Origin of the sequence: Mesopusillimonas faecipullorum (assembly GCF_020539505.1) — a bacterium.
Taxonomy (GTDB): Bacteria; Pseudomonadota; Gammaproteobacteria; order Burkholderiales; family Burkholderiaceae_B; genus Mesopusillimonas; species Mesopusillimonas faecipullorum.
Genome location: NZ_JACDXW010000005.1, coordinates 240,679 through 261,812, shown reverse-complemented (window position 1 = coordinate 261,812; position 21,134 = coordinate 240,679). Strand labels below are relative to the sequence as shown.

Annotated in this window: 22 protein-coding genes and 1 riboswitch; of the genes, 14 read left to right on the top strand and 8 right to left on the bottom strand. The window is 60.1% G+C overall.

Annotation, left to right across the window (positions count from 1 at the left end; translation table 11 throughout):
• The first annotated feature begins 1 nt into the window (after window position 1).
• From H0484_RS11335 to H0484_RS11320, 4 genes are all read left to right on the top strand, one after another.
• Window positions 2–802, top strand: coding sequence for an ABC transporter ATP-binding protein (locus tag H0484_RS11335; RefSeq protein ID WP_226954745.1), 801 nt, complete (start codon window positions 2–4; stop codon window positions 800–802).
• Window positions 799–1,569 (top strand): ABC transporter permease, encoded by a 771-nt coding sequence (locus tag H0484_RS11330; protein ID WP_226954744.1) that lies wholly within the window; start codon window positions 799–801, stop codon window positions 1,567–1,569. Before H0484_RS11335 ends, H0484_RS11330 begins: the two co-directional genes overlap by 4 nt.
• Window positions 1,570–1,648: 79 nt before the next feature.
• Complete coding sequence (locus H0484_RS11325; RefSeq protein WP_226954743.1) at window positions 1,649–2,623, top strand: ABC transporter substrate-binding protein; 975 nt, start codon at window positions 1,649–1,651, stop codon at window positions 2,621–2,623.
• Window positions 2,616–4,265 (top strand): amidohydrolase, encoded by a 1,650-nt coding sequence (locus H0484_RS11320; RefSeq protein WP_226954742.1) that lies wholly within the window; start codon window positions 2,616–2,618, stop codon window positions 4,263–4,265. The genes H0484_RS11325 and H0484_RS11320 overlap by 8 nt, the downstream gene beginning before the upstream one ends.
• A gap of 33 nt (window positions 4,266–4,298) precedes the next feature.
• Here the strand turns inward: H0484_RS11320 and H0484_RS11315 are convergent, their stop codons facing one another.
• On the bottom strand, window positions 4,299–4,793 hold the full coding sequence (locus tag H0484_RS11315) for a Fur family transcriptional regulator (RefSeq protein ID WP_226954741.1): 495 nt from the start codon (window positions 4,791–4,793) through the stop codon (window positions 4,299–4,301).
• 150 nt (window positions 4,794–4,943) lie between these two features.
• Window positions 4,944–5,090, bottom strand: coding sequence for a hypothetical protein (locus H0484_RS11310; protein ID WP_226954740.1), 147 nt, complete (start codon window positions 5,088–5,090; stop codon window positions 4,944–4,946).
• Between H0484_RS11310 and H0484_RS11305 the strand changes: the two genes are divergently transcribed.
• Together H0484_RS11305 and H0484_RS11300 are read left to right on the top strand one after the other, a co-directional pair.
• On the top strand, window positions 5,089–5,799 hold the full coding sequence (locus H0484_RS11305) for a metal ABC transporter ATP-binding protein (protein WP_226954739.1): 711 nt from the start codon (window positions 5,089–5,091) through the stop codon (window positions 5,797–5,799). The two genes, H0484_RS11310 and H0484_RS11305, sit on opposite strands and share 2 nt — an antisense overlap.
• A gap of 23 nt (window positions 5,800–5,822) precedes the next feature.
• Window positions 5,823–6,686 (top strand): metal ABC transporter permease, encoded by an 864-nt coding sequence (locus tag H0484_RS11300; protein WP_226954826.1) that lies wholly within the window; start codon window positions 5,823–5,825, stop codon window positions 6,684–6,686.
• Between the two features lies 1 nt (window position 6,687).
• On the opposite strand, the gene H0484_RS11295 is transcribed toward H0484_RS11300, so the two are convergent.
• Genes H0484_RS11295 through H0484_RS11280 form a run of 4 tightly spaced genes read right to left on the bottom strand, consistent with a single transcriptional unit; the run spans window position 6,688 to window position 10,207 of the window.
• The gene (locus tag H0484_RS11295; RefSeq protein WP_226954738.1) at window positions 6,688–7,722 is read right to left on the bottom strand and encodes a tyrosine recombinase XerC; all 1,035 of its coding nucleotides are present in this window, start codon (window positions 7,720–7,722) and stop codon (window positions 6,688–6,690) included.
• A gap of 21 nt (window positions 7,723–7,743) precedes the next feature.
• Window positions 7,744–8,424, bottom strand: coding sequence for a DUF484 family protein (locus H0484_RS11290; RefSeq protein WP_226954737.1), 681 nt, complete (start codon window positions 8,422–8,424; stop codon window positions 7,744–7,746).
• Window positions 8,425–8,475: 51 nt separating this feature from the next.
• Window positions 8,476–9,366, bottom strand: coding sequence for a lysophospholipid acyltransferase family protein (locus H0484_RS11285; RefSeq protein ID WP_226954736.1), 891 nt, complete (start codon window positions 9,364–9,366; stop codon window positions 8,476–8,478).
• On the bottom strand, window positions 9,359–10,207 hold the full coding sequence (locus tag H0484_RS11280) for a lysophospholipid acyltransferase family protein (protein WP_226954735.1): 849 nt from the start codon (window positions 10,205–10,207) through the stop codon (window positions 9,359–9,361). Before H0484_RS11280 ends, H0484_RS11285 begins: the two co-directional genes overlap by 8 nt.
• Window positions 10,208–10,492: 285 nt before the next feature.
• Here H0484_RS11280 and metK point away from each other — a divergent pair, with 285 nt between their 5' ends.
• The 6 genes from metK (at window position 10,493) to metF (ending at window position 16,531) form a co-directional block, all read left to right on the top strand.
• Window positions 10,493–11,656, top strand: a complete 1,164-nt coding sequence (gene metK, locus H0484_RS11275) for a methionine adenosyltransferase (protein ID WP_226954734.1) — start codon at window positions 10,493–10,495, stop codon at window positions 11,654–11,656.
• 14 nt (window positions 11,657–11,670) lie between these two features.
• Window positions 11,671–11,934: a DUF1289 domain-containing protein gene (locus tag H0484_RS11270; RefSeq protein ID WP_390624834.1), complete on the top strand. Its 264-nt coding sequence runs from the start codon at window positions 11,671–11,673 to the stop codon at window positions 11,932–11,934.
• A 165-nt stretch (window positions 11,935–12,099) separates the two neighbouring features.
• Window positions 12,100–13,587 carry a hypothetical protein gene (locus tag H0484_RS11265; protein ID WP_226954732.1) on the top strand — a complete coding sequence of 496 codons (1,488 nt, stop codon included), beginning with the start codon at window positions 12,100–12,102 and terminating at the stop codon, window positions 13,585–13,587.
• Between the two features lie 46 nt (window positions 13,588–13,633).
• A riboswitch (S-adenosyl-L-homocysteine riboswitch) is annotated at window positions 13,634–13,762 on the top strand.
• 66 nt (window positions 13,763–13,828) lie between these two features.
• Entirely contained in the window at window positions 13,829–15,247 is a 1,419-nt protein-coding gene (gene ahcY, locus H0484_RS11260; RefSeq protein ID WP_226954731.1) for an adenosylhomocysteinase, read from the top strand.
• Window positions 15,248–15,352: 105 nt separating this feature from the next.
• A complete protein-coding gene (locus H0484_RS11255) occupies window positions 15,353–15,688 on the top strand; it encodes a phage holin family protein (protein ID WP_226954730.1) in 336 nt (111 codons plus the stop codon).
• Window positions 15,689–16,531 (top strand): methylenetetrahydrofolate reductase [NAD(P)H], encoded by an 843-nt coding sequence (metF, locus tag H0484_RS11250; RefSeq protein ID WP_226954729.1) that lies wholly within the window; start codon window positions 15,689–15,691, stop codon window positions 16,529–16,531.
• Window positions 16,532–16,715: 184 nt separating this feature from the next.
• Here the strand turns inward: metF and H0484_RS11245 are convergent, their stop codons facing one another.
• Window positions 16,716–17,897: an acetyl-CoA C-acyltransferase gene (locus H0484_RS11245; RefSeq protein WP_226954728.1), complete on the bottom strand. Its 1,182-nt coding sequence runs from the start codon at window positions 17,895–17,897 to the stop codon at window positions 16,716–16,718.
• A gap of 138 nt (window positions 17,898–18,035) precedes the next feature.
• Between H0484_RS11245 and H0484_RS11240 the strand changes: the two genes are divergently transcribed.
• The gene (locus H0484_RS11240; RefSeq protein WP_226954727.1) at window positions 18,036–19,121 is read left to right on the top strand and encodes an MBL fold metallo-hydrolase; all 1,086 of its coding nucleotides are present in this window, start codon (window positions 18,036–18,038) and stop codon (window positions 19,119–19,121) included.
• On the opposite strand, the gene H0484_RS11235 is transcribed toward H0484_RS11240, so the two are convergent.
• Window positions 19,118–19,768 (bottom strand): LysE family translocator, encoded by a 651-nt coding sequence (locus H0484_RS11235; protein WP_226954726.1) that lies wholly within the window; start codon window positions 19,766–19,768, stop codon window positions 19,118–19,120. The two genes, H0484_RS11240 and H0484_RS11235, sit on opposite strands and share 4 nt — an antisense overlap.
• Window positions 19,769–19,873: 105 nt before the next feature.
• On the opposite strand from H0484_RS11235, the gene H0484_RS11230 reads away from it, so the two are divergent.
• Window positions 19,874–21,070: a trans-sulfuration enzyme family protein gene (locus tag H0484_RS11230; RefSeq protein ID WP_226954725.1), complete on the top strand. Its 1,197-nt coding sequence runs from the start codon at window positions 19,874–19,876 to the stop codon at window positions 21,068–21,070.
• The last annotated feature ends 64 nt before the right edge of the window (window positions 21,071–21,134 follow it).

The window sequence follows — 21,134 nt, the reverse complement described above, 5'->3', positions numbered from 1 at the left end:
CATGAATGCCGTGAATACTTCGGCCTCGCAGACTATCCTGAGCCTGCAGTCTTTATCCATGCGGTATGGCAATGGCCAGGACGCAGTGCAGGCGGTTGGCGACGTTACGCTGGATGTGCGCGAAGGCGAGTTCCTGACCATAGTCGGCCCCAGTGGCTGCGGCAAATCCACGGTGCTGCAGATGATAGCCGGCTTGATGCAAGGCACTTCGGGTCAGGTCACCATGCGTGGCAGGCCTGTGCAAGCGCCGCCGGAGGGTCTGGTGTATCTATTCCAGCAGTATTCGCGCTCATTGTTTCCCTGGATGAATGTGCGCGATAACGTCATGTTCGGCATGGGTGGGCAGCCGGGCGTAGATCGCCGCCAGGCCATGCAGTCCTGTGAAGAGTACCTGACGCTGGTGGGCCTCGAAGGGATGGGCGACCGCTTTCCTTGGCAGCTGTCGGGGGGCATGCAGCAACGTGTTGCCATTGCTCGGGCCTTGGCCGCTTCACCGCAGGTATTGCTGCTGGATGAGCCTTTTTCGGCTGTCGACGCCCTGACCCGCGCCGTGTTGCACGATCTGGTGCTGGATGTCTGGCAAAAGCGTGGCCTGACCGTGGTGCTGGTCACCCACGATGTCGACGAAGCCGTGTATTTGTCTGATCGCATCGCCTTGCTGGGGCCTAGGCCTTCGCGGGTTGCCCACGTATACGACAACCCCTTGCCGCGTCCCCGCGACCCTGTCGCCACCCGCGCTTGCCCCGAGTTTTCGCGGCTGCGCGGCGAGTTGCTGGCCCACCTGCTGGGGAGGCAGCCATGACGCTGGGTCGTCTATGGGAAAAATGGGGTTGGGGCTGGCTGTTCATCTTTGTGGTGGGCGCTGTGCTCGAAGCCTGTGTACAAAGCGGCGCCATCAAGGCGGCCATTGTGCCGCCGCCTACGCGTGTGCTTGAGACCACCTGGGGGCTGGTGGTTGGCGGCGGTTTATGGGGGCCGGTTTGGCATACCGCCAGCTTGCTGATGGTGGGCTGGGCGTCGGCCTGCGTATGTGGGGCTGCGCTAGGCTTGGCCATGGGTTTCAACCGGCGGGTCTATGCCCTGTTTGAAGTGCTGGTCGAACTGATCCGGCCTATTCCCAAGCCCGCCTTGGTGCCACCCTTGATGTTGTTGCTGGGCATGGGCCCGGGCATGGAAATCGCCATTGTGTTCTTGGGTGCTTTTTTTCCTGTTCTTATCGCCGCCATTCAGGCTGCACAGGGCTTGGACCCGGTTCGGCTGGATGCCGCCCGCACGCTTAGGGTGGGCAAGTGGGCCACTATCCGCCATGTCATCGTGCCGCAAAGCCTGCCCATGGTGTTGTCGGGCATGAAGATCAGCTTGGCCCTGGCCATTGTGCTGGCGGTGCTGGCTGAAATGCTGACGGGCACGGGTGGTTTGGGCGCCATGATTGTGGATCTTCAACGCAGCTTCCGTGCTCGCGAAATGTATGCGTGGGTACTGGTGTTGGCAGTGTTCGGTTGCTTGCTTGTTTACGGTTTCGAATGGCTGGAGCGTCGCTTGACCTTCTGGCAAGCCGAGGCGCAATAAGCTCGGGCCGCGGCAAGGCCTAAGCGTCGCTTCTGTTTTTCCTCGTTGTTCCCTTTTCTTCGTCTTCACGAGGTGTCTCATGTCTCAGTCTTTCTCTTCGCGCTGGTTGCGGCGCATTATCGTTTCCGCCGTAGCCGGCTGTGTGCTTAGCGGCCCGGCCTTGGCTCAAGAAAAAGCCAAGCTGCGCGTCAGCGTGATTCCTATTGTCGACGTTGCACCGCTGTACGCAGCGCAAAAGCAGGGCTATTTTGCTGAAGAAGGCCTGGAAGTGGATACCGCACCCGTGTCGGGCGGCGCGGCGGGCATTCCTGGCTTGGTGGGCGGTGCCTACGATTTCGCCTTCAGCAATATCGTGTCGCTGGCCCAAGCCGTGGCTCAAGATCTGGACGTGAAAATTGTGGCCCCCGGCTCTGACGTGCGCACTGAAGCCCCCGATATCGCCGGCATTTTTGCGTTGGCCGACGCGGGCATCAAAACCGGCGCCGACCTTAACGGCAAGACCCTGGCCGTCAACAACCGCAACAACAACATCTGGCTGTATGCGCGCGAATGGATAGAGCAAACCGGTGGCGACGTTAACAAAGTCACCATGCGCGAGATTCCTTTTCCGCAGATGGCCGATGCGGTGCGTCGCAAGCAGGTAGATGCGGCCATGACGGTAGAGCCCTTCTTCTCTACCAACGTCAAGGACGGCACGCTGGTCGCCGTAGACTTCCCCTATATCAAGGTGCAGCCCGGCTTGAACGTGGCGCAATACGTGGCCACGGATGATTTCATTGCCAAGAACCCCGAAACCGTAGCGCGCTTCAAGCGAGCCCTCAAGAAAGGTGCGGAATGGGTCAATGCCAATGCCGATCAGCCCGCTTTTGCTGAACTGATCGCTTCTTACACCAAGATGCAACCCGAGTTGGTACAAAACCTGGTCCTGGCCCCAGCGCCGGTTTCCGTGAGCGCCGAGTCGGTGCAAAAGACGCTGGACCTCATGAAAAAGCATGGTCTGCTGGAAGCGCCGATGAAGGCCTCCGATTTGCTCTACGGAGACTTAAATGACTGAAGGTCGTAGCTTGCTGGGTAGCCCGCGTATGACACCACCGCCATCGGTGGTCAGCGGGCGCATCCTGACCATGAACCCGGCAATGCCAGTGGCTCAGGCCATGGGTATTGCGCATGGGCGCATTCAGTGTGTGGGGACGCTGGAAGAAGTACGGCAGGCCATGGGTGGCGCTGTTCAGCACCTGGACTATGGCCAAGGCGTCATCGTGCCGGGCTTTATCGATTCCCACAACCATATGCTGTGGACGGGCATCCAGCAGCAGCGTGTAGACCTTTCAGGCTGCCGCAACATCGCTGAGTTGTTGCGCGCGGTTCGCGAGTACCGGCAAGCCCATCCTGAGCAGGAATGGGTGGTGTCCGGGGAGGGCTGGCATATAGAAAAGCTGGAAGAGAAACGCTACCCCACCCGTCGTGAGCTTGATGAAGCTGTGCCTGATCGCCCGGTGTATCTGCCACGGGTGGGGCATGTGGCTTGCGTCAATTCAGTAGCCTTGAAGCTGGCAGGTATAGGGCCCGATACACCGGACCCCACTGGTGGCAAAATCTGCCGCGACGCCCAGGGTGAGCCTGATGGTTTGCTGATAGAGCTACCGGCGTTCAATCAAGTGGGGCGCTTGGTGCCGCCAGCCTCTCGACAGATGCGCTGCGACGCTCTGCGCGAGATACAAAAAAAATACCATGCCACGGGTATTACCGGTGTGGTCGAGCCAGGCTTGCAGGCTGATGACATGAGCATCTACCAAGAGCTTTGGCGTCAAGGCGAGCTGACGGTGCGCACGGTTGCCATGCCGCAGGCACAAATCGACCAAGACCCGGATGTTCTGATGAATAGCCTGGCTTCTTGGCCCGTACGCACGGGTTTTGGCGATGAGCGTTTCAAGCTGGGCGCCATCAAGGTTTACCTTGATGGGGGTGCCTCTTTGAATACGGCGCTGATGCGCGAGCCTTATCCTGACGAGCGTTGCCAATGCGGCATACAAGTCACCCACACTGACGTCTTCCATCGCCTGGTGGAATTCTGCGCACGCACGGGCTGGTCTATAGGTGTGCATGCGGTGGGCGGCAAGGCTATCGATCTGGCGCTGGAAATCTTCAACGAGGTGCATCAGCGCCACCCTATCGATGCCCTGCGTTTCAGTTTGATCCATGCCTATCTCTGGCCCAGCCAGCGCAATATCGAGATGGCCAAGCGCCTGAAAGTGGCGGTGGCGACCCAGGCTCCCATGCAGTATCAGTTTGCGCCTTTGCTAAGCCGTCGATTTGGTCTTAGCCTGGTTGGCCAGGCCACGCCGCTTAAAGCATGGCTGGATGCCGGTATACCGGTAGGCGGCGGGTCTGACTCGCCTATTGCCCACTATGCGCCGCTACAGGGGATTTGGCATGCGGTGACGCGCTATGTCGATGATCTGGACGCTGTGCTGGGTTCGGAAGAGGCCGTTACCGTCGAGCAGGCCTTGGGCATGTACACGCACGGTTCCGCCTGGCTGGCGTTCTCTGACCAGCAGCGGGGCGTACTGCGTCCGGGCTACTTGGCAGACTGGGTGGCGTTGGATGAAGACCTGACCGCCATAGACCCCATGCGTCTGCGTGACGTGAAGGTAAGAACCACCGCCGTAGGCGGCGAAGTGGTGTATCAGGCCTGAATCAGGGCTAAGCGGGCGGCTTGGCCGCCCGCATCAATGTGCGTGTACGTGTTCGGCGGGGCCGTGCTCGGCATGGCATTTGCCGCAAAGCGCACGCAACTCTGTCTCTTGTTGGGCGGGCACAAAGCCGGCGGCCTGAACCTTTTGCGCCAGGTCGCGGCCCAGATCGGGGTCGTTAAGCTCGGCGACCACGCCGCAACGGGTGCAGATGACGAGCAAATCGTGCGGGGTCCCCCCCGCATCGTGACAAGCCGACCAAGCATTGACGGCGTCAAGCCGGTGGATGAGGCCTTCTTCGATAAGGAAGTCCAGGGCACGATAGACCGTGGGCGGCGCGGCGTTGGGCTGGTCGTGGCGAATCTGATCCAACAGTTCGTAGGCCTTGACGCTGCGCCCTTGGCGCAACAGGATCTCTAGCACTTTGCGGCGTATGGGGGTCAGGCGCTTGCCGCGCTGCCGGCAGAGCGCTTCAGCCTTTGCCAGGCGGTCGGAAAGCGGTTTGCTATGGGCGGGCGTGGTGGAAGACATGTCGCTAGGGCAAAAACGGTAAAAAGAGCCGGTGTGGCGCTTAAAGGGTTATAGCAGGAAAACCTTTCACCGGCAGGGCATGCGCACTGAACGTCATGTTATAACATGACAAAATTGCAGATAGTCTTTGCGCTTTCCTTCCATGTCCTTTCACACTTCTTCGCGCAGCCAGCCCGGACCATACCGGGGCTCGGCGCTTTTGGCATCCTCCTGGATGCGTATGCTACGCGTGGCCTTGGCCGCGGGCTTCCTATGGGTTTTGACCGGCTGGGCCCTGGGCTGGTGGTGATCGTTCATGGCTAATGTGATTGAGCTGGATCAGGTGTCGTTGGGCTGGCGCGGGCGCATAGCGCTGCGCGATATCTCTGGTGCGTTTGAACAAGGGTCGCTGACGGCCATCGTAGGCCCCAATGGGGCGGGCAAGTCCACCTTGCTCAAAGGCATCATGGGCAGCCTGGCTCCGCTGCGGGGGCGCATACGTATTCTGGGCGGCCGCAACGAGCTGGCCTGTCTGCCCCAGGCGGCGCAATTAGACCGGCAATTCCCCATCAGCGTGTATGACATGGTGGCCTTGGGCGCCTGGCGCCGCGTGGGGGCTTGGCGCGGCTTTTGCCAGGCCGAGCACGAGCGCGTTCTACAAGCCCTGGAAACGGTGGGGCTGGCGGATTTCGCCCAGCGTATGGTGGCCACCTTATCGGGCGGGCAAATGCAGCGCGCTTTGTTTGCGCGCTTGCTGCTGCACGATGCCCAGGTGTTGCTGCTGGATGAGCCGTTCAGCGCCCTGGATAGCGACACCACCGACGACTTGCTGGCGCTGATCAGGCATTGGCATGAACAAGGTCGTACGGTCGTGGCCGTGCTGCATGACCTGGACATGGTGCGCAGCGCCTTCCCGCAGACCCTGTTGTTGGCCCGGCAAGTCGTGGCCTGGGGAGACACCGATTCGGTACTGGGGCAGGACAACCTGCATCAGGCGCGCCATCTTTGTGCAGGGGATTATCTGTGACGGGTTTGGTGAATTGGCTGTTCATGCCTTTCGTGGATTTTGATTTCATGCGCCGAGCGCTGGCCGGCGCGTGGGCTTTAGCCTTTGCCGCCGGGCCGCTGGGCGTGTTCTTGGTGCTGCGGCGCATGAGCCTGATGGGCGATGCGATGGCGCATGCCATCTTGCCCGGCGTGGCGGTGGGCTTTTTGACGGCGGGTTTGTCGCTGGGCGCCATGACATTGGGCGGCATGGCCACAGGCTTGATCGTGGCGGTGCTGGCCGGCTTGGTGGCGCGTAATACGCCGCTGCGCGAGGACGCCAGCTTTGCCGCTTTCTACCTGATTTCTCTGGGCTTGGGTGTGCTGCTGGTGTCTCTCAAGGGCTCCAGCATGGACTTGATGCACGTGCTGTTTGGTACGGTGTTGGGCTTGGATGATGCGGCCTTGTTACTGGTGACGGCATGTGCCAGCGGCACTTTGCTGGTGCTGGCACTCATCTTCAGACCCTTGGTGGCCGAGTGCCTGGACCCCGGCTTTCTGCAAGCCGAACGCGGTCGGGGCAGCTTGGTGCATATCGTGTTTCTGGTGCTGCTGGTCACCATGATGGTGGCGGGCTTTCAGGTGCTAGGTACGCTTATGGTGGTGGGCATCATGATGCTCCCCGCCACGGCGGCGCGCTTTTGGGTGCGCTCGGCAGGGCGGCAGATGGTGTTGGCCTCGGCCTTGGGGGCGGTGTCCGCTTATGCGGGCTTGCTGGCCTCTTTTCACTTCAACGTGGCGGCTTCGCCGGCCATCATTCTTTCTGCGGGCGCCCTTTATCTTATTTCTCTGATGGTGGGCCCTCAAGATGGCTTGCTTCAGTCTTTGCGCCAAGCCAGGGCGCGCAGACGCCGCTTGACCCGGGTCTAGCTTAGTCCGGCTCTTCTTGATTGTTGGTGGTCGCTTCGGTCTGGCGGCGCGCGCGCGGGTGGGCTTGATCGTAAGCCTGGGCCAAATGTTGAAAATCCAGCCGGGTATAGATCTGGGTCGTCGAAATATTGGCGTGGCCCAGCATCTCTTGCACGGCGCGCAAATCGTGTGAAGACTGCAGTACGTGACTGGCAAAACTATGGCGCAGGCTGTGCGGGTGTACGCCGACAGGCAGGCCCGCAAGCGTAGCCAGACGGTCTAGCTGCAACTGCACCACACGGGGGGAAATCCGTTTGCCTCGTGCCCCCAGAAACAGGGCGGCATGAATATCGACCAGTGCGGGATCATGGCGGATGGTTTCAAGGGTAGAGGCCGCAGGCGGCAGCATTTCATGGCGTACCGCCAGCCACTGTTCTATGGCCAAGGCAGCTTGTCGGCCCAAGGGCACGCTGCGTGTCTTGCCGCCCTTGCCGCGTACGGTGATCAGCCTTTCGTCCCTTTGCAACCATCCCGTAGATTCATAGCCGGGCAGGCGCATGGCTTGAACGTCCAGAGACACCAGTTCGGCCAGTCGTAAACCGCTGCCGTACAAAACTTCAAACATCGCCTGGCCACGTTTGTCGACCGCGCTATTCGGCGTGGGCAGGCCGGGGCGATCAAGCAGCACCTGGGCTTGTTCTACCGACAGGGCCTTGGGCAGGCTCTGGGGGATCTTTGGGGCGCGTACCCCTTCAGCCGGATTGCTGGGTAAGCCGGCCTGCGGCGCCCACCAGCGAAAAAAACTGCGCCACGCTGCCAAGGCGCGAGCCAGGCTGCGCGGCTGCATCCCCTGAGCGTGCAGGCGCGCCAGGGCCTGACGCACATGGTTTTCGGTCAGACGCTCTAAGGCCGTGTCAGGGTGAGCGTGCAGTAGGTGCTTTAGGTCTTGTCGGTAGGCGGCAAGCGTGTGGGCAGAATAACGCTGGTGCGCAGACAGCTGCTGTAGCCACGCCTGCATGGGCTTGGGCAGGCTAGGGGAGTCTGGCGTGTCGGCCATGGTGTGTTTACCGCTGCGCGATCAGTCTTCCTGAAGCTCGGCTTGCTTCAGGCGGCTGAGGGCGGCGCTGGCCAGTTGCCCCAGGGATTCCAAAAAGGCGGTACCCATATCAGTGGTAAAGCGTTCGGGGTCGTCAGAGCCGATGACCAGCAGACCGAAAGGCTGGGTAGCAGCGGCGGAGCCCAAGGCGATGACGGTCATCGAAGCAGTGGGCTCTTCCAGCCAGGCTGCGGCGGCCTGAGCTTGGGCGGGGCCGCAATAGGGTTTGGTGAGTGCCTGTGCGTACTGCAGCAGCTCGGCATCGGGTTCCAGCGTGTAAGGCCCGGACACCAAACGGGGCAGATTCCATAAGCGCAAGGTCACGGCGGGCAATTCGAACAAGGATTGCAGGCCCTCGACTATGGTGTGCGGCAGGCGTGTGGCGTCGTCCTCGGCCAGCATCAGGGCGCACCAGTCGGTCAACGTGCGGGCGATACGCTCGTTGCCGGTGGCGTTGTGCACCAAGCTGGACAGCTGCCATTCCAGGTCCTTGGCTTTGGCGCGTAGCGTAAGAATTTGACGTTCACCCAAAGAAATCGCCTGCGTCGCATGAGGGTGGGGCACCTTCAGGTCGGCGAACAGTTCGGCATGATCTTGGAAAAAACCAGGGTTCTGCTGCAAAAAGGCAGCCACATCGGCGGCGTTCAGCGAAATAGAGCTCATGATGGCTTGAAATTCCTTATGTTGCGCATATAGGGCGCAGAGAATGGGGGCTTAGTAGATGGAGGGCTCGCCTTCGGGCCGAGTCTTGAAGCGCCTATGCACCCAATAGTACTGGGCGGGGTCGGGCTTGATCCAGTCTTCCAGCAGGGTATTGAGCCGGGCCGTCGCTTGTTCTGGGGTGTCTTGGCCAGGGAAGTCATCAAGCGGGGCCAGCACCTGAATGTGATAGACCCCGGTTTGATCGTCCAGGCGGCTGATGATGGGCACCACGGCGGCATCCCAACTGCGCGCAATCTGTGCGGTGGTCAGCAGTGTAGAGGCCTGCACGCCAAAAAAGGGCACGAAAGCGGTGCCGTCGCGGCCAAAGTCCATATCGGGCAAGTAGTACACCGGCACACCGTTGCGCAGATGGCGTATCAGGCCGCGTACGCCATCGCGACGGCTGACCAAATGAACCTCGTTGAAGCGACCGCGTCCTTCTCGCACAATGTTGTCGACTTCGGGGTCGCTTTGCGGGGTGTACAAAGTGGCAGAGACCTTCAAGAACCAGGTCAGCCGCGTGGCGGAGGCATCCAGACCAATGAAGTGCGGTGCCAGCATCAAAATGCGACGCTTTTGATCGAGCAAAGTTTGCAGATGCTCCAGGCCTTCTATTTGCAAGACGGACTCCATGCGCTCGCGGCTGCCGAACCACAGCAGGCCGCGATCAACCACAGATTGCCCCAGCAGACGAAAATGACGGCGCAATATGGCTTCGCGCTCATCGTCGGAAAGCGCTGGGAAGCAGGCGCGCAGATTGGCGCGCACCACTTTGACGCGTGAGCCCATCAGACGCACACCCAGCCATCCCAGCGCCCGGCCCCAGCGTAAACGGCTGGCGTCGGAGCAGCGGCCCAAATGCGCGAACAGCGCGCGCAGCAGGCGATCTTTTAGTTTATTCATGATCGGGAGGGGGAGGAGCGCCCGCCGGTACTTTATAGCGGTTATAGCTCCAGAGATATTGTTCGGGGAATCGCCGGATCAGCGTTTCCATCTGGGCGTTGATGAGGGTGGCCAAGGCGGTAGGGTCTTGGGGCAAGGGCTCGGGCAGGCGTAAATGGTGCATGCGCCAGCCCTGACCGCGTGGCAAACGTTCGGCGGCGCATAGTATGACGGCCACACCGGTTTGCAGCGCCAGCTTGCCCGCCAAAGTCATGGTGTAGGCGGGGCGGCCAAAAAAAGGTGCCCAGACGCCATCGCCCTTGCCGGGCGCCTGGTCTGGCAGCATGCCCACCGCTTCCCCGCGTTTGAGGGCGCGCACGAATTCACGCACCCCTTGCATATTGGCCGGCACCGCGCGCATCTGCGCGGTATTACGCGACTGCTCCATGGCGGGATTCATCCAGGCCTTGCGAGCGGGGCGGAACATGACGGTTAGCGGGCCATACTGAGAGCAGTGCCTGCCGGCGATTTCGAAGGTGCCCAGATGAGGGGTCAAATACAGAATACCGCGCTGCTCTTGCAGTGCTTGCCGCAGGACGCCGTCGTCCAGGCTTTGGGTGCGGGCCAGACACTGCTCGGTACGCAACCATACCTTGGGCAATTCCATGATCATGGCGCCGGTGTGGGCGGCGGCCTTACGTGCGAAACCGGCCTGGGGGTAACCCGCTTGCGCGGCATGGCGCTGCAAGCGCTGGCGATAACGACCGGGCAAAGCGTAGATGATTCGGCCCGCCACGCCCCCTATGGCATGAAGCCATGAAAGCGGCAAATAGGCCAAAAGACGAAGCAGGGACAACAGCATGGAATGTTTATATCATCTTGGTGGAATAAGCACCGGTTCAAGCCTGCGGTAATTTGCTTAAAGCCTGCCGTGCCAGTAGCGCGAGCGCCCCAGTTTGTATTTTCGCTTAAAATCGGCAGATCGCTAAGTTAACCGACAACTTGCGGGGCGATAGCCGCGTGGGGTAATTTCCACGATGGCCCAAATACCGCTAAAGCGTCGCGCCCGACTGGCCGTTCCTATCCAAGGTGCAACGCATATCGTTCAACCTGATTGGGCCGCCCGACGGCCAAAGGATGCATCTCTGTGGTTAATAACGATTACCTCTTTACTTCAGAATCCGTCTCCGAGGGTCACCCCGATAAGGTGGCCGACCAGATTTCCGACGCCATTCTCGACGCCATCTTCGAACAAGACCCATTGGCTCGTGTGGCGGCTGAAACGCTGTGCAATACCGGCCTGGTTGTGCTGGCCGGAGAAATCACCACTACGGCCAATGTGGATTACATCCAGGTGGCGCGTAACACCATCAAAAACATAGGCTACGACAACACCGACTACGGCATCGACTACAAAGGTTGCGCCGTGCTGGTGGCCTACGACAAGCAATCGCCCGATATCGCCCAAGGGGTAGACCGCAGTCCCGAAGCCAATATGGATCAAGGCGCAGGCGACCAGGGCTTGATGTTCGGCTATGCTTGCAACGAAACGCCCGACCTCATGCCGGCCCCTATCTGGTACGCCCACCGCCTGGTACAGCGCCAAAGCGAATTGCGCAAAGACGGCCGTCTGCCTTGGTTGCGCCCCGACGCCAAATCGCAAGTGACTTTCCGCTATGCAGACGGCAAGCCCGTTGAAGTCGATACCGTGGTGCTGTCCACCCAGCACGATCGCGACATTTCTCAGGCCGATATTCGCGAAGCCGTCATCGAAAACATCATCAAGCCGTGCTTTCCCGACGGCCTGCTGACCGGTAAGACCCGTTTCCTGATCAACCCCACCGGCCAGTTCGTGATTGGCGGCCCACAGGGCGATTGCGGCCTTACCGGGCGCAAGATCATCGTTGATACCTACGGCGGCGCATGCCCTCACGGTGGCGGTGCATTTTCGGGCAAAGACCCTTCCAAAGTCGATCGTTCGGCTGCTTATGCCGCCCGTTACGTGGCCAAGAACATCGTTGCCGCCGGTTTGGCGCAGCAATGCCAAGTGCAGATCAGCTATGCCATTGGTGTAGCCGAGCCCATCAACATCACCGTCAACACGGCCGGTACGGGCGTGATTCCCGACGACCAGATTGCTTTGTTGGTGCGCGAGCACTTCGACCTGCGCCCACGCGGCATCACCCTCATGCTTGATCTGCTGCGCCCCATCTACACCAAGACGGCGGCTTATGGCCACTTTGGCCGTGCCGAGCCCGAGTTCACCTGGGAAGCCGTGGACAAAGTGCAAGCACTCAAGAAAGTCGCCTAATCGTTTTGTCCAAGATGTTCACGTCCAACCCCTCCGACGACACGCCCGCAAGCGGCGTGCCCTCGGAAGGGGCGGGCGGCTCTGCCGCCTCGGCTGCCAATCGCAGCCTCTTACCTACCGATTCGCCCTGCGTGGCAATTTGCTCCACCCTTTACGACGACATCTGCCGCGGTTGTGGGCGCACAGCCATGGAAGTCGCCAACTGGGTGTTTCTCTCCGACGACGAAAAGCGCGATATTTGGGTGCGCATCAAGGCGCAGGGCTACCCCCGCCGTTGATGTTTCCAAACGTATAATCTGCTTGGTGAATACACCGCCGCTAGCAAGGGTAGGCACAAAAAAGCCCCTCGCTGCGCCTTCGGCTTGCTGTCCCTCAAGGGGACGCTTGTTGTCTTGGGAGCGGCCCGGCGACGAAAAATATCAAGGGATCGAGGAGAGACTTCAATGGAAAAATGGCGTCCGACGCTGGCTGCGTCTGTGCTCGCGCTCGGCCTGACTGCGTGTGCGCCGTTTCACAGTATTCCCCCCATGCCGGCAAACCTGGCCGAGGTGTCGGCCCCCGACCAAGATAAAGCGGATGCGTCGAACCGCGCTCTGTGGGGCATCTATGCCGATTTGGCCGGTACGTCGCGCTTTTCGCCCCGCAATGGCGGTACGCGCCTCGACTGGCGCTGGATCAGGCCAGGATGGATCCTGGAAGAGACTGCGTATGTTAAGGGGGTCGCAGAGCCCTTGAATACCTACATCTTGTGGCGTGGCGAGCAGGCGGGTGTGTTGTATTTCCAATCGTCAGGCCTCATGGGCATGGCCTGGAAAGGTACCGTTCAGCGCGATGGCAGTGTGTTGTTTGAAGGGGCCGGGCCGATGTCTTTCCCCTATCAGGCCGTACTGGCCAAAGATGGTGCGTTTGAGGTGCGAGCGGCTGAAATCAAAGAGGGTGCCTTGGTTTCGGTGCGCGAACTCGTGCCTGCCGATCGCTATGAAAAGACGTCGGCGGCGTTGTCGAGTGGCGGGACGAAAGCAGCGGCTTCGGCTGCTTCCGCACCTGTTGCAGCGGCCCAGTCTGCGAATACCGCCGGCACGCCGACAAGTGGCTCTGTGGCGTCGGGCAGCTCAAGATCGGGCGGCATCGTACTCACTGCGGCGGGCCTACGTGCGGGCGAACCTAAATTCGATGCGGCGGAGCAGCAACAGCGCAATGATGCGCTAGCCAAAGCGGACGAAGCCGCTTCTCAAGCCGAGATACGCCTGCGTACTGCGCAAGAGACGCTTGCCGCAGCCAAGGCCGAGTCGAAAAAAACGGAAAACGCCCTGAAGGCGATGAACGATCTGCAGGCCAGCTTCAAGCCAGCGCCGAAAACCAGCGAGCCGGGGGACTTCTGGTCGTACTGCTGGTATAGCGTGATTCAGGTAGATGGTAAAACCAGCCATACCTTCGTGACGAATCTGATCAACGAGCGTATCTGGACTGAGCCTTGGCCGTTTCTTTCACCCTCCGGACGCAGAGATTTCGAGAATTACGACGGCCCGAACACGCCCTATCGTGTCGAGAAGCGCTTCGAGAAAGCGATGCAGACTTCAGGCCTGTTGCCCCAGCATACTGCCTACGCTTCTGACTGCGCGACATACATCAGCCTGAAGTCCGCGCGGGATAGCTACGACGGGTGGCGGCATAATGAGCCGAAACCGATCTACGTAGTCTGGAAGAGCCTGGAAAACGAGCACCTGCAAGGCAGTATGAAGCTGCCCACGGCTGAGGAAGCGGCCAGGCTCAAGCAGGAAGCCAAGGATGCCGAGAAGAGGCTGAAAGACGCGCAGGCGGCGTTGCGGCAGGAAGAGCGCCAGGCGGCATTGCGCAAAGAAGACGCGCAACGGGCCAGGGATTGTGCGGCGGGGCAACTTAAAGCCTGCCCAAGGGGGACAAAGAACTAAGGTGTGGGCACGCACATCCCCGCTGTGCTGCGATACAATATTCGCCATCCCTGAGGAGCGTTGCGACAGGTTCTCTCAAGCGCCGGCCCAGCGGCAAATGCTTTTGCCGCTTTAAGCTTGCCGGTCGCCTGCCAGGCTCAGGGTTTCTTTTAAGAAAGAACGACGCTCATCCTCTCTTGCGTAGCGGGCGATGGTGGGCAATCGTGCTTCTCGGCCGCTACGGGTACCGGAGTTTTATTCCATGAATACCGTAGCTGACAATACTCTTCCCGATTACGTCGTCGCCGATATCGGCTTGGCCCAATGGGGTCGTCGCGAACTGGCCATTGCCGAAACCGAAATGCCTGGCCTGATGGCCACGCGCGAAGAATATGCCGCCTCGCAGCCCCTGAAGGGCGCGCGCATTGCCGGCAGCTTGCACATGACCATACAAACGGGCGTGCTGATCGAAACCCTGGTTGCCTTGGGTGCCGAAGTGCGCTGGGCTTCTTGCAATATTTTCTCTACGCAAGATCACGCCGCCGCCGCTATTGCGGCCAATGGTATTCCTGTGTTTGCTGTTAAGGGCGAAACCCTGGAAGAGTACTGGCAGTACACGCACAGCATTTTCGACTGGCCCGAAGACCAACCCGCCAACATGATTCTGGATGACGGTGGCGACGCTACCCTGCTGTTGCATCTGGGTGCCAAGGCTGAAACCGATGCTTCCGTCATTGCCAAGCCTGGCAGCGAAGAAGAGCGCGTGCTGTTTGCCGCCATCAAGGCTCAACTGGCCAAAGATGCCCAGTGGTATTCCAAACGCCTGAAGCACATTCGCGGCGTTACCGAAGAAACCACCACGGGCGTGCATCGCCTGTACCAAATGTCAAAAAAAGGCGAACTCGCCTTCCCGGCCATCAACGTCAACGACTCGGTTACCAAATCCAAATTCGACAACCTGTATGGCTGCCGTGAATCGCTGGTAGACGGTATCAAACGCGCCACCGACGTCATGGTGGCGGGCAAGATTGCCGTGGTGTGCGGCTTTGGCGACGTGGGCAAGGGTTGCGCTCAGGCTTTGGTTGCGCTGCGAGCCCAGGTATGGGTTACCGAAGTTGACCCCATCTGCGCGCTGCAAGCCTCTATGGAAGGCTATAAAGTCGTCACCATGGAAGAAGCCGCCGACAAGGCCGATATCTTCGTGACCGCCACGGGTAACTATCACGTTATCACCCGCGCCCACATGGACAAAATGAAGGACCAGGCCATCGTTTGCAACATCGGCCACTTCGATAACGAAATCGACGTTGCCGGTCTGGAAGACCTGCAGTGGGAAGAAATCAAGCCCCAGGTCGATCACGTCATTTTCCCCGACGGCAAGCGCATCATCCTGTTGGCTCAGGGTCGCCTGGTCAACCTGGGTTGCGCCACCGGCCATCCTTCGTTCGTGATGTCGGCTTCCTTCACCAACCAAACCATTGCCCAGATCGAACTGTTTACGCGTGGTGAAGCCTACGAAACGGGCAAGGTCTACGTCTTGCCCAAGCATCTGGATGAAAAAGTCGCACGTCTGCACCTTAAAAAACTGGGTGTGAACCTGACCGAGCTTTCCCAAGAGCAGGCCGACTACATCAACGTGCCAGTGGCAGGGCCATTCAAGCCCGAGCACTACCGCTACTAAGCTTAGGCAGGCGCAGCCGTTAAAAGGGCTGCGCCTGCTAGCTGTGCCTGTCCGTCAGGCCATCCAGGCAAGCCGGGCGTATGAGTTTTTTCAAGGAGTCAAACCATGTCATTGCTAATCATCTGGTTGCTGAGTGCGGTTTCCCTTCTGGTGGTGGCCTATATCTTGCCAGGCATCACCGTCAGCTCGTTCTGGTCGGCCTTGTTGGCGGCACTGGTCATAGGCTTGCTTAACACGCTGGTGCGCCCAGTGCTGGTGTTGCTGACGCTGCCCATCACCGTCGTCACCTTGGGCTTGTTCCTGCTGGTTATCAACGCCCTGATTTTCTGGTTTGCGGGTTCGGTGCTCAAAGGCTTTCATGTGGCCGGTTTCTGGTGGGCCATGTTGGGGGCGGTGGTGTACAGCATCATCGCCGGTTTGTTGTCTCGTTTGGTTGCATAGATGGCCGTTATTTCTCAACCTATCAGTCTTGAGTTCTTTCCGCCGCGCGACATCGCGGCGCAAGAACGCCTGATCCGTTCCGCCAAGCAGCTGGCTGCAGTGCAGCCCAGCTATGTCAGCGTCACTTTTGGCGCGGGTGGTTCTACCCGTTCGGGAACCGAAGACACCGTGCGCATCATGCATCGCTTGGGGTTTCCGGCTGCGCCGCATTTGTCCTGCGTGGGCGCCACGCGTGAAACGCTGGGCGAAATCCTGCAAAGCTATCGCGAATTGGGTATACGCCGTATCGTTGCGCTGCGCGGCGATACGCCTTCGGGTATGGGCCGCCACAATGGCGAACTCAATCACGCCATCGATTTGGTGCGTTTCATACGCGAAAAAACCGGCGATTGGTTTCACATAGAAGTTGCTGCCTACCCCGAGATGCACCCCGAGGCCGACAGCGCCTCACGTGATTTAGAGCATTTCGTCGAGAAGGTCAAAGCGGGGGCAGACGCTGCCATCACCCAGTATTTCTTCAACCCCGACGCCTATTTCGACTTCGTAGACCGGGTGCGTGTGCAAGGTCTGGACATTCCCATTGTGCCGGGCATCATGCCCATCACCAATCAAACGCAGTTGCTGCGTTTTTCCCAGATGTGCGGCGCCGATGTGCCGCGCTGGCTGCGTTTGCGCTTGGCCGAATACGGTGAAGACAAAGCGGCAATCCGGGCCTTTGGCATAGAAGTGATCGTGCGCATGTGCAAGACCCTGCTGGCAGGGGGCGCGCCCGGTTTGCATTTCTATACGCTGAACAATGCCGACGTGACGCTGGAAATTCTGAAGGCCTTGCAGCAAGACTGATATAGAAACGCACGGCATATTAACCGCGTCGTGTCGTAGTGGAAATGAAAAATGCGCTCCAGTTTGGAGCGCATTTTTACTGTGCCAATGGCAGCGACAAAAACCTGAAGGCTGTTATTACCCGAGCCCTATGCTTTCTTGAGCCCCCCGCCTTACAAAGCCGAGGGGCTTCAAGCTAAATGGCTCAAGCCATTTCGATGGCAATGGCGACGGCTTCGCCGCCGCCTATGCACAGCGAGGCCACGCCTTTTTTACCGCCGGTTTTGCGCAGGGCGCCTACCAGGGTGGCGATCAGGCGGGCACCCGAGGCGCCGATGGGGTGGCCCAGAGCGGTGGCACCGCCGTGGATATTGACCTTGGCAGGGTCCAGCTTCAGGTCGGCCATGGCGGCCATGGTGACCACGGCAAACGCTTCGTTGATCTCGAAAAGGTCGACGTCTTCGATTTTCCAGCCGGCCTTTTCCAGTACCTTTTGTATGGCGCCCACGGGAGCCGTGGTGAACCATTCGGGTTCGTGGGAAAACTGGGCGTGAGCGACAATGCGAGCCAGCGGCGTGGCGCCCAGTTGCTTGGCGGTGGATTCGCGCATCAACACCATGGCGGCAGCGCCGTCCGAGATGGAAGACGAGTTGGCCGCAGTCACTGTGCCGTCTTTCTTGAAGGCGGGTTTGAGTGCGGGAATTTTCTCGGGCATGGCCTTGAGGGGGCTTTCATCGGTATCGATGACGGTGTCGCCCTTGCGACCGGCTACGGTGACGGGGGTGATTTCCCACTTGAAGCTGCCTTCTTCGATGGCGGTGCGGGCACGCTTCAGCGACTCGAGGGCGAAGGCGTCTTGGGCTTCGCGGGTGAATTCGTATTTGCCGGCGCAGCTTTCAGCGAACACGCCCATGGCGGTGCCGCGTTGGTAAGCGTCTTCCAGGCCATCCAGGGCCATATGATCGTAGACTGTGTTGTGGCCGTAGCGATAGCCTTGGCGGCCCTTCAGCAGCAGATAGGGGGCGTTGCTCATGCTTTCTTGGCCACCGGCGACGACGACGTCGACGCTGCCCGCTTTAAGCAGGTCGTGACCCAGCATGGCGGCTTTCATGCCCGAACCGCAGACTTTATGAATGGTGGTGCAGGCAACGCTTTGGGGCAAACCTGCGCCCAGGGCGGCTTGGCGCGCGGGCGCTTGCCCTTGGCCGGCTTGCAACACGTTGCCCATGATGACTTCGTCAACGGCGTCGGCGGGGATGCCGGCGCGTTCAACGGCAGCTTTGATGGCGGCGGCGCCTAGTTGATGGGCGGCCAGATCCGACAGACTGCCCAGCATGCCTCCCATGGGGGTGCGGACGACGGATACGAGGACGATGGGTTCGGACATACTTGACTCCTGGTTTAGGGGTGCAGAGGGTAGGTACAGGCCGGTGCTTGGCGCTAGGCGCGAACCTTCAATAGTACGAGATGGGTTGGGTGGCGTAAACTATTTCTTGCATTGCAGCAATTATACGGAGACAGACGAATGAACCCCAATGAGCAGAAGCTCGAATATCCTTTTGCCGACGCCTTGCCGCAGCCGGGTTTGGCCATTACGGTGGCTGACGGCCTGCGCTGGATACGCATGCCCTTGCCGTTTGCCTTGGACCATATCAACCTTTGGTTGCTGCGGGATGAAATCGACGGGCGCCAAGGCTGGACTGTCGTGGACTGTGGTGTGTCGCGCGACGAGGTCAAGAAGCTGTGGGAACAGGTTTTCGAGCAGGTGCTGGAAGGTTTGCCGGTGCTGCGTGTCGTGGCTACGCATATGCATCCCGACCACCTGGGCCTGGCCTATTGGCTATGCGAACGCTGGAATGCGCCCTTGGCCATCAGCATGACGGATTACATGACAGGGCGGCTGTGGTCGCGATTGGCGACCGCGCCTGAAGCGCAAGTGCGGGAGGCAGGCGAGATTGCGGTGGCGCATTTCCTGAAGCACGGCCTGAACAACCCCGAGGCGCAAGCCAAGATACGCGAGCGTGGCAAGTACTATCCCAGCCTGGTACCCGACGTACCCGCCTGTTTCACCAGGCTGATGCAGGGTGACGTACTCACCATAGGTGGCCGCGAGTGGCAGGTGATTGTGGGTTATGGCCACGCGCCCGAGCACGTCTCTTTGTATTGCAGTACCCAGAAGATATTGATTTCCGGCGATATGGTGTTGCCTCGTATCTCGACCAACGTCAGCGTGTTCGAGTTCGAGCCCGAGGCGAATCCCTTGCCCTTGTACTTGAAGTCTTTGCGCGCCTACGACGGCCTGCCGCCTGATACCTTGGTGCTGCCCTCTCATGGCCGGCCTTTTCAAGGTTTGCACGAGCGTATTGCACAGCAGCATGCGCACCATGCTGAACGCCTGGAGGAAGTGCTGGAGGCCTGTCGTAAAGCGCCCTGTTCGGCGGCGGACATCGTGCCCATCATGTTCCATCGCGAGCTGGATGCGCATCAACTGACGTTTGCCATGGGCGAGGCGCTGGCCCACTTGCATGCCTTGTATTACGACAAGGCCTTGGTGCGAGAACTGGGCGAAGACGGGGTGTATCGTTTTCGGGCGGCTGCGGTAGCCGGCTAGCGATCAACCAGTGCCAACCTGGCAGCCAGGCCCAGGAACACCACGGCGGCAAAGCGGTTCAGCCAAAGCTGGGCCTTTGCCGACCCCTGAATGCGTTCGCCAAACAAGCCCGAGAAGAACGCGATAGCGCCAAACACCAGCAAAGTCGCCAGCATGAACAAGGCGCCCAAGCTAATGGTTTGCAGCGCCACCGAGCCCCTGGCGGGCGAAGTGAATTGCGGCAAAAAGGCAAGAAAGAACAAGGACACCTTGGGGTTGGTCAGGTTCATGATGATGCCGCGTCTAAATAGCGCCCATCCGCTGGGAGCGAGCTTGGCTGGTTTCGGGGCATCGTGGCCGGCGGTGGGGTCGGAGACCTCGGGGCGGGCGCGCCAGGCGCCCCAGGCCAGGTAAAGCAGGTAAGCCGCGCCGGCCAGTTTCAGTAGGGTGAAGGCGGTGGTAGAGGCCGCAAAAAGCGCGGCCAGGCCCACGGTGACTGCCACGGTATGGCCGATCAGCCCCGTGCACAGGCCCAACACCACAAACAAGCCGGCACGCCGGCCATAAGTGGCCGACTGCATCAGTACGAAGACGTTATCGGGCCCTGGCGCGAAAGCCAGCAGTACGGCAATGCCAAAAAATGAGAAGACGGTTTCCAGTGGCAGCATGGCGAGGTTCCGAGGGCAGGCGGCGCCGGCGGGCAAGACGTGGTCGTGCACGTGCGGCAGATATGTTAGCTTTCTAGTTAACCTTCATAAGGATCAACGTACATCATGACGCACCGCGATACCAAGCTGGAAACCAGGCTGCTGCACACGGGCATCGCCGAGTTTAATCCCAAAACCGGGCTGGCCCCCGTTACATTGCCAGCGGTGCGCACCAGTACCGTACGCTTTCAAAACCTGCAGGCCCTGGACAATGTCGTGGCCCAGCGCGAAGCAGGTGCCCGCCCCAGCACCTATGGGCGGCCCGGCCTTGAAACGCATGTGGCGCTCGAAGAGGTGTTCTGCGAACTGGAAGGCGCCAAACGCAGCTTCCTGGCGCCTTCTGGTTTGTCGGCGATATCGCTGGTGTTTCTGGCTTTGCTAAGCAAAGGCGACCACGTATTGGTGGCCGATTGTGTATACGGCCCGGTGCGCTATCTGGATAAAACCGTGCTGCGCCGCATGGGCATAGAAGTCAGCTACTGCCGAGGCACGCCAGAAGACATGCAGGCGCAACTGCGCCCCGAGACGCGCATGGTGTATGTGGAGTCTCCGGGTTCCTTGCTGCTGGAGATGCTGGACCTGCCCGCCTTGGCAGCTTTTGCCCGCGACAAGGGGCTGACGCTGGTAACCGACAACACATGGGGAGCGGGCTACGCCTATCGCCCCTTAGCGCTGGGGGCGCATGTGTCGGTCGTGGCGGGTACCAAGTACGTGGGTGGGCATGCCGACTTAATGCTGGGCGCGGTGGCGGTGGCCGATGAGGCCTTGGTGCAGCAGATTACCGACACCCATTACGCCCTGGGCTATACCATCAGCGCCGAAGATGCCTGGCTGGCGCTGCGTGGCGTGCGTACCTTGCCGTTACGTATGCGCCACCATGCGCACAGCGCTCTGGAAATCTGCCGCTTTTTGGCGGCCAAGCCCGAAGTGGCCCGCATTTACCATCCCGCTTGGCAGGAAGACCCCGGCCATGCGCTGTGGCAGCGCGATTGCCTGGGCTCCAATGGCTTGATGTCGGTAGAGCTAAAGCTTAACTACGAGCAAGGGCGCCGCTTTGTCGATGCCTTGCGCTTGTTCAGCATAGGATTTTCGTGGGGCGGCTTTGAAAGCCTGGTGCAATGGGTAGAACCCCCCACGCTTAAGCCGCACAGCTATTGGCAAGGCAAGGGCGACACCACAGTGGTGCGTTTGCATGTGGGCTTGGAAGCGGTAGAAGATCTGTGCGCCGATCTGGAGCAAGCGTTGGCAGCGGCACTGGCGTAGTGGCCGTGCGTTCACGGTAGACCCCGCGCCGGGCTCAATAAGGTGGGGACATGCGGCAAGCGTA

Bases quoted from the DNA above. Each gene is read 5' to 3' on its own strand.
- H0484_RS11255 (WP_226954730.1), top strand. From the start codon at position 15,353: ATGTCATTGCTAATCATCTGGTTGCTGAGTGCGGTTTCCCTTCTGGTG.
- H0484_RS11320 (WP_226954742.1), top strand. From the start codon at position 2,616: ATGACTGAAGGTCGTAGCTTGCTGGGTAGCCCGCGTATGACACCACCG.
- H0484_RS11235 (WP_226954726.1), bottom strand. From the start codon at position 19,768: ATGCTGCCACTGGAAACCGTCTTCTCATTTTTTGGCATTGCCGTACTG.
- H0484_RS11270 (WP_390624834.1), top strand. From the start codon at position 11,671: ATGTTCACGTCCAACCCCTCCGACGACACGCCCGCAAGCGGCGTGCCC.
- H0484_RS11335 (WP_226954745.1), top strand. From the start codon at position 2: ATGAATGCCGTGAATACTTCGGCCTCGCAGACTATCCTGAGCCTGCAG.
- H0484_RS11290 (WP_226954737.1), bottom strand. From the start codon at position 8,424: ATGAGCTCTATTTCGCTGAACGCCGCCGATGTGGCTGCCTTTTTGCAG.
- H0484_RS11300 (WP_226954826.1), top strand. From the start codon at position 5,823: ATGCCTTTCGTGGATTTTGATTTCATGCGCCGAGCGCTGGCCGGCGCG.
- ahcY (WP_226954731.1), top strand. From the start codon at position 13,829: ATGAATACCGTAGCTGACAATACTCTTCCCGATTACGTCGTCGCCGAT.
- H0484_RS11315 (WP_226954741.1), bottom strand. From the start codon at position 4,793: ATGTCTTCCACCACGCCCGCCCATAGCAAACCGCTTTCCGACCGCCTG.
- metF (WP_226954729.1), top strand. From the start codon at position 15,689: ATGGCCGTTATTTCTCAACCTATCAGTCTTGAGTTCTTTCCGCCGCGC.
- H0484_RS11310 (WP_226954740.1), bottom strand. From the start codon at position 5,090: ATGAACGATCACCACCAGCCCAGGGCCCAGCCGGTCAAAACCCATAGG.
- H0484_RS11265 (WP_226954732.1), top strand. From the start codon at position 12,100: ATGGAAAAATGGCGTCCGACGCTGGCTGCGTCTGTGCTCGCGCTCGGC.
- H0484_RS11245 (WP_226954728.1), bottom strand. From the start codon at position 17,897: ATGTCCGAACCCATCGTCCTCGTATCCGTCGTCCGCACCCCCATGGGA.
- H0484_RS11305 (WP_226954739.1), top strand. From the start codon at position 5,089: ATGGCTAATGTGATTGAGCTGGATCAGGTGTCGTTGGGCTGGCGCGGG.
- H0484_RS11325 (WP_226954743.1), top strand. From the start codon at position 1,649: ATGTCTCAGTCTTTCTCTTCGCGCTGGTTGCGGCGCATTATCGTTTCC.
- H0484_RS11280 (WP_226954735.1), bottom strand. From the start codon at position 10,207: ATGCTGTTGTCCCTGCTTCGTCTTTTGGCCTATTTGCCGCTTTCATGG.
- H0484_RS11330 (WP_226954744.1), top strand. From the start codon at position 799: ATGACGCTGGGTCGTCTATGGGAAAAATGGGGTTGGGGCTGGCTGTTC.
- H0484_RS11295 (WP_226954738.1), bottom strand. From the start codon at position 7,722: ATGGCCGACACGCCAGACTCCCCTAGCCTGCCCAAGCCCATGCAGGCG.
- H0484_RS11230 (WP_226954725.1), top strand. From the start codon at position 19,874: ATGACGCACCGCGATACCAAGCTGGAAACCAGGCTGCTGCACACGGGC.
- H0484_RS11285 (WP_226954736.1), bottom strand. From the start codon at position 9,366: ATGAATAAACTAAAAGATCGCCTGCTGCGCGCGCTGTTCGCGCATTTG.
- H0484_RS11240 (WP_226954727.1), top strand. From the start codon at position 18,036: ATGAACCCCAATGAGCAGAAGCTCGAATATCCTTTTGCCGACGCCTTG.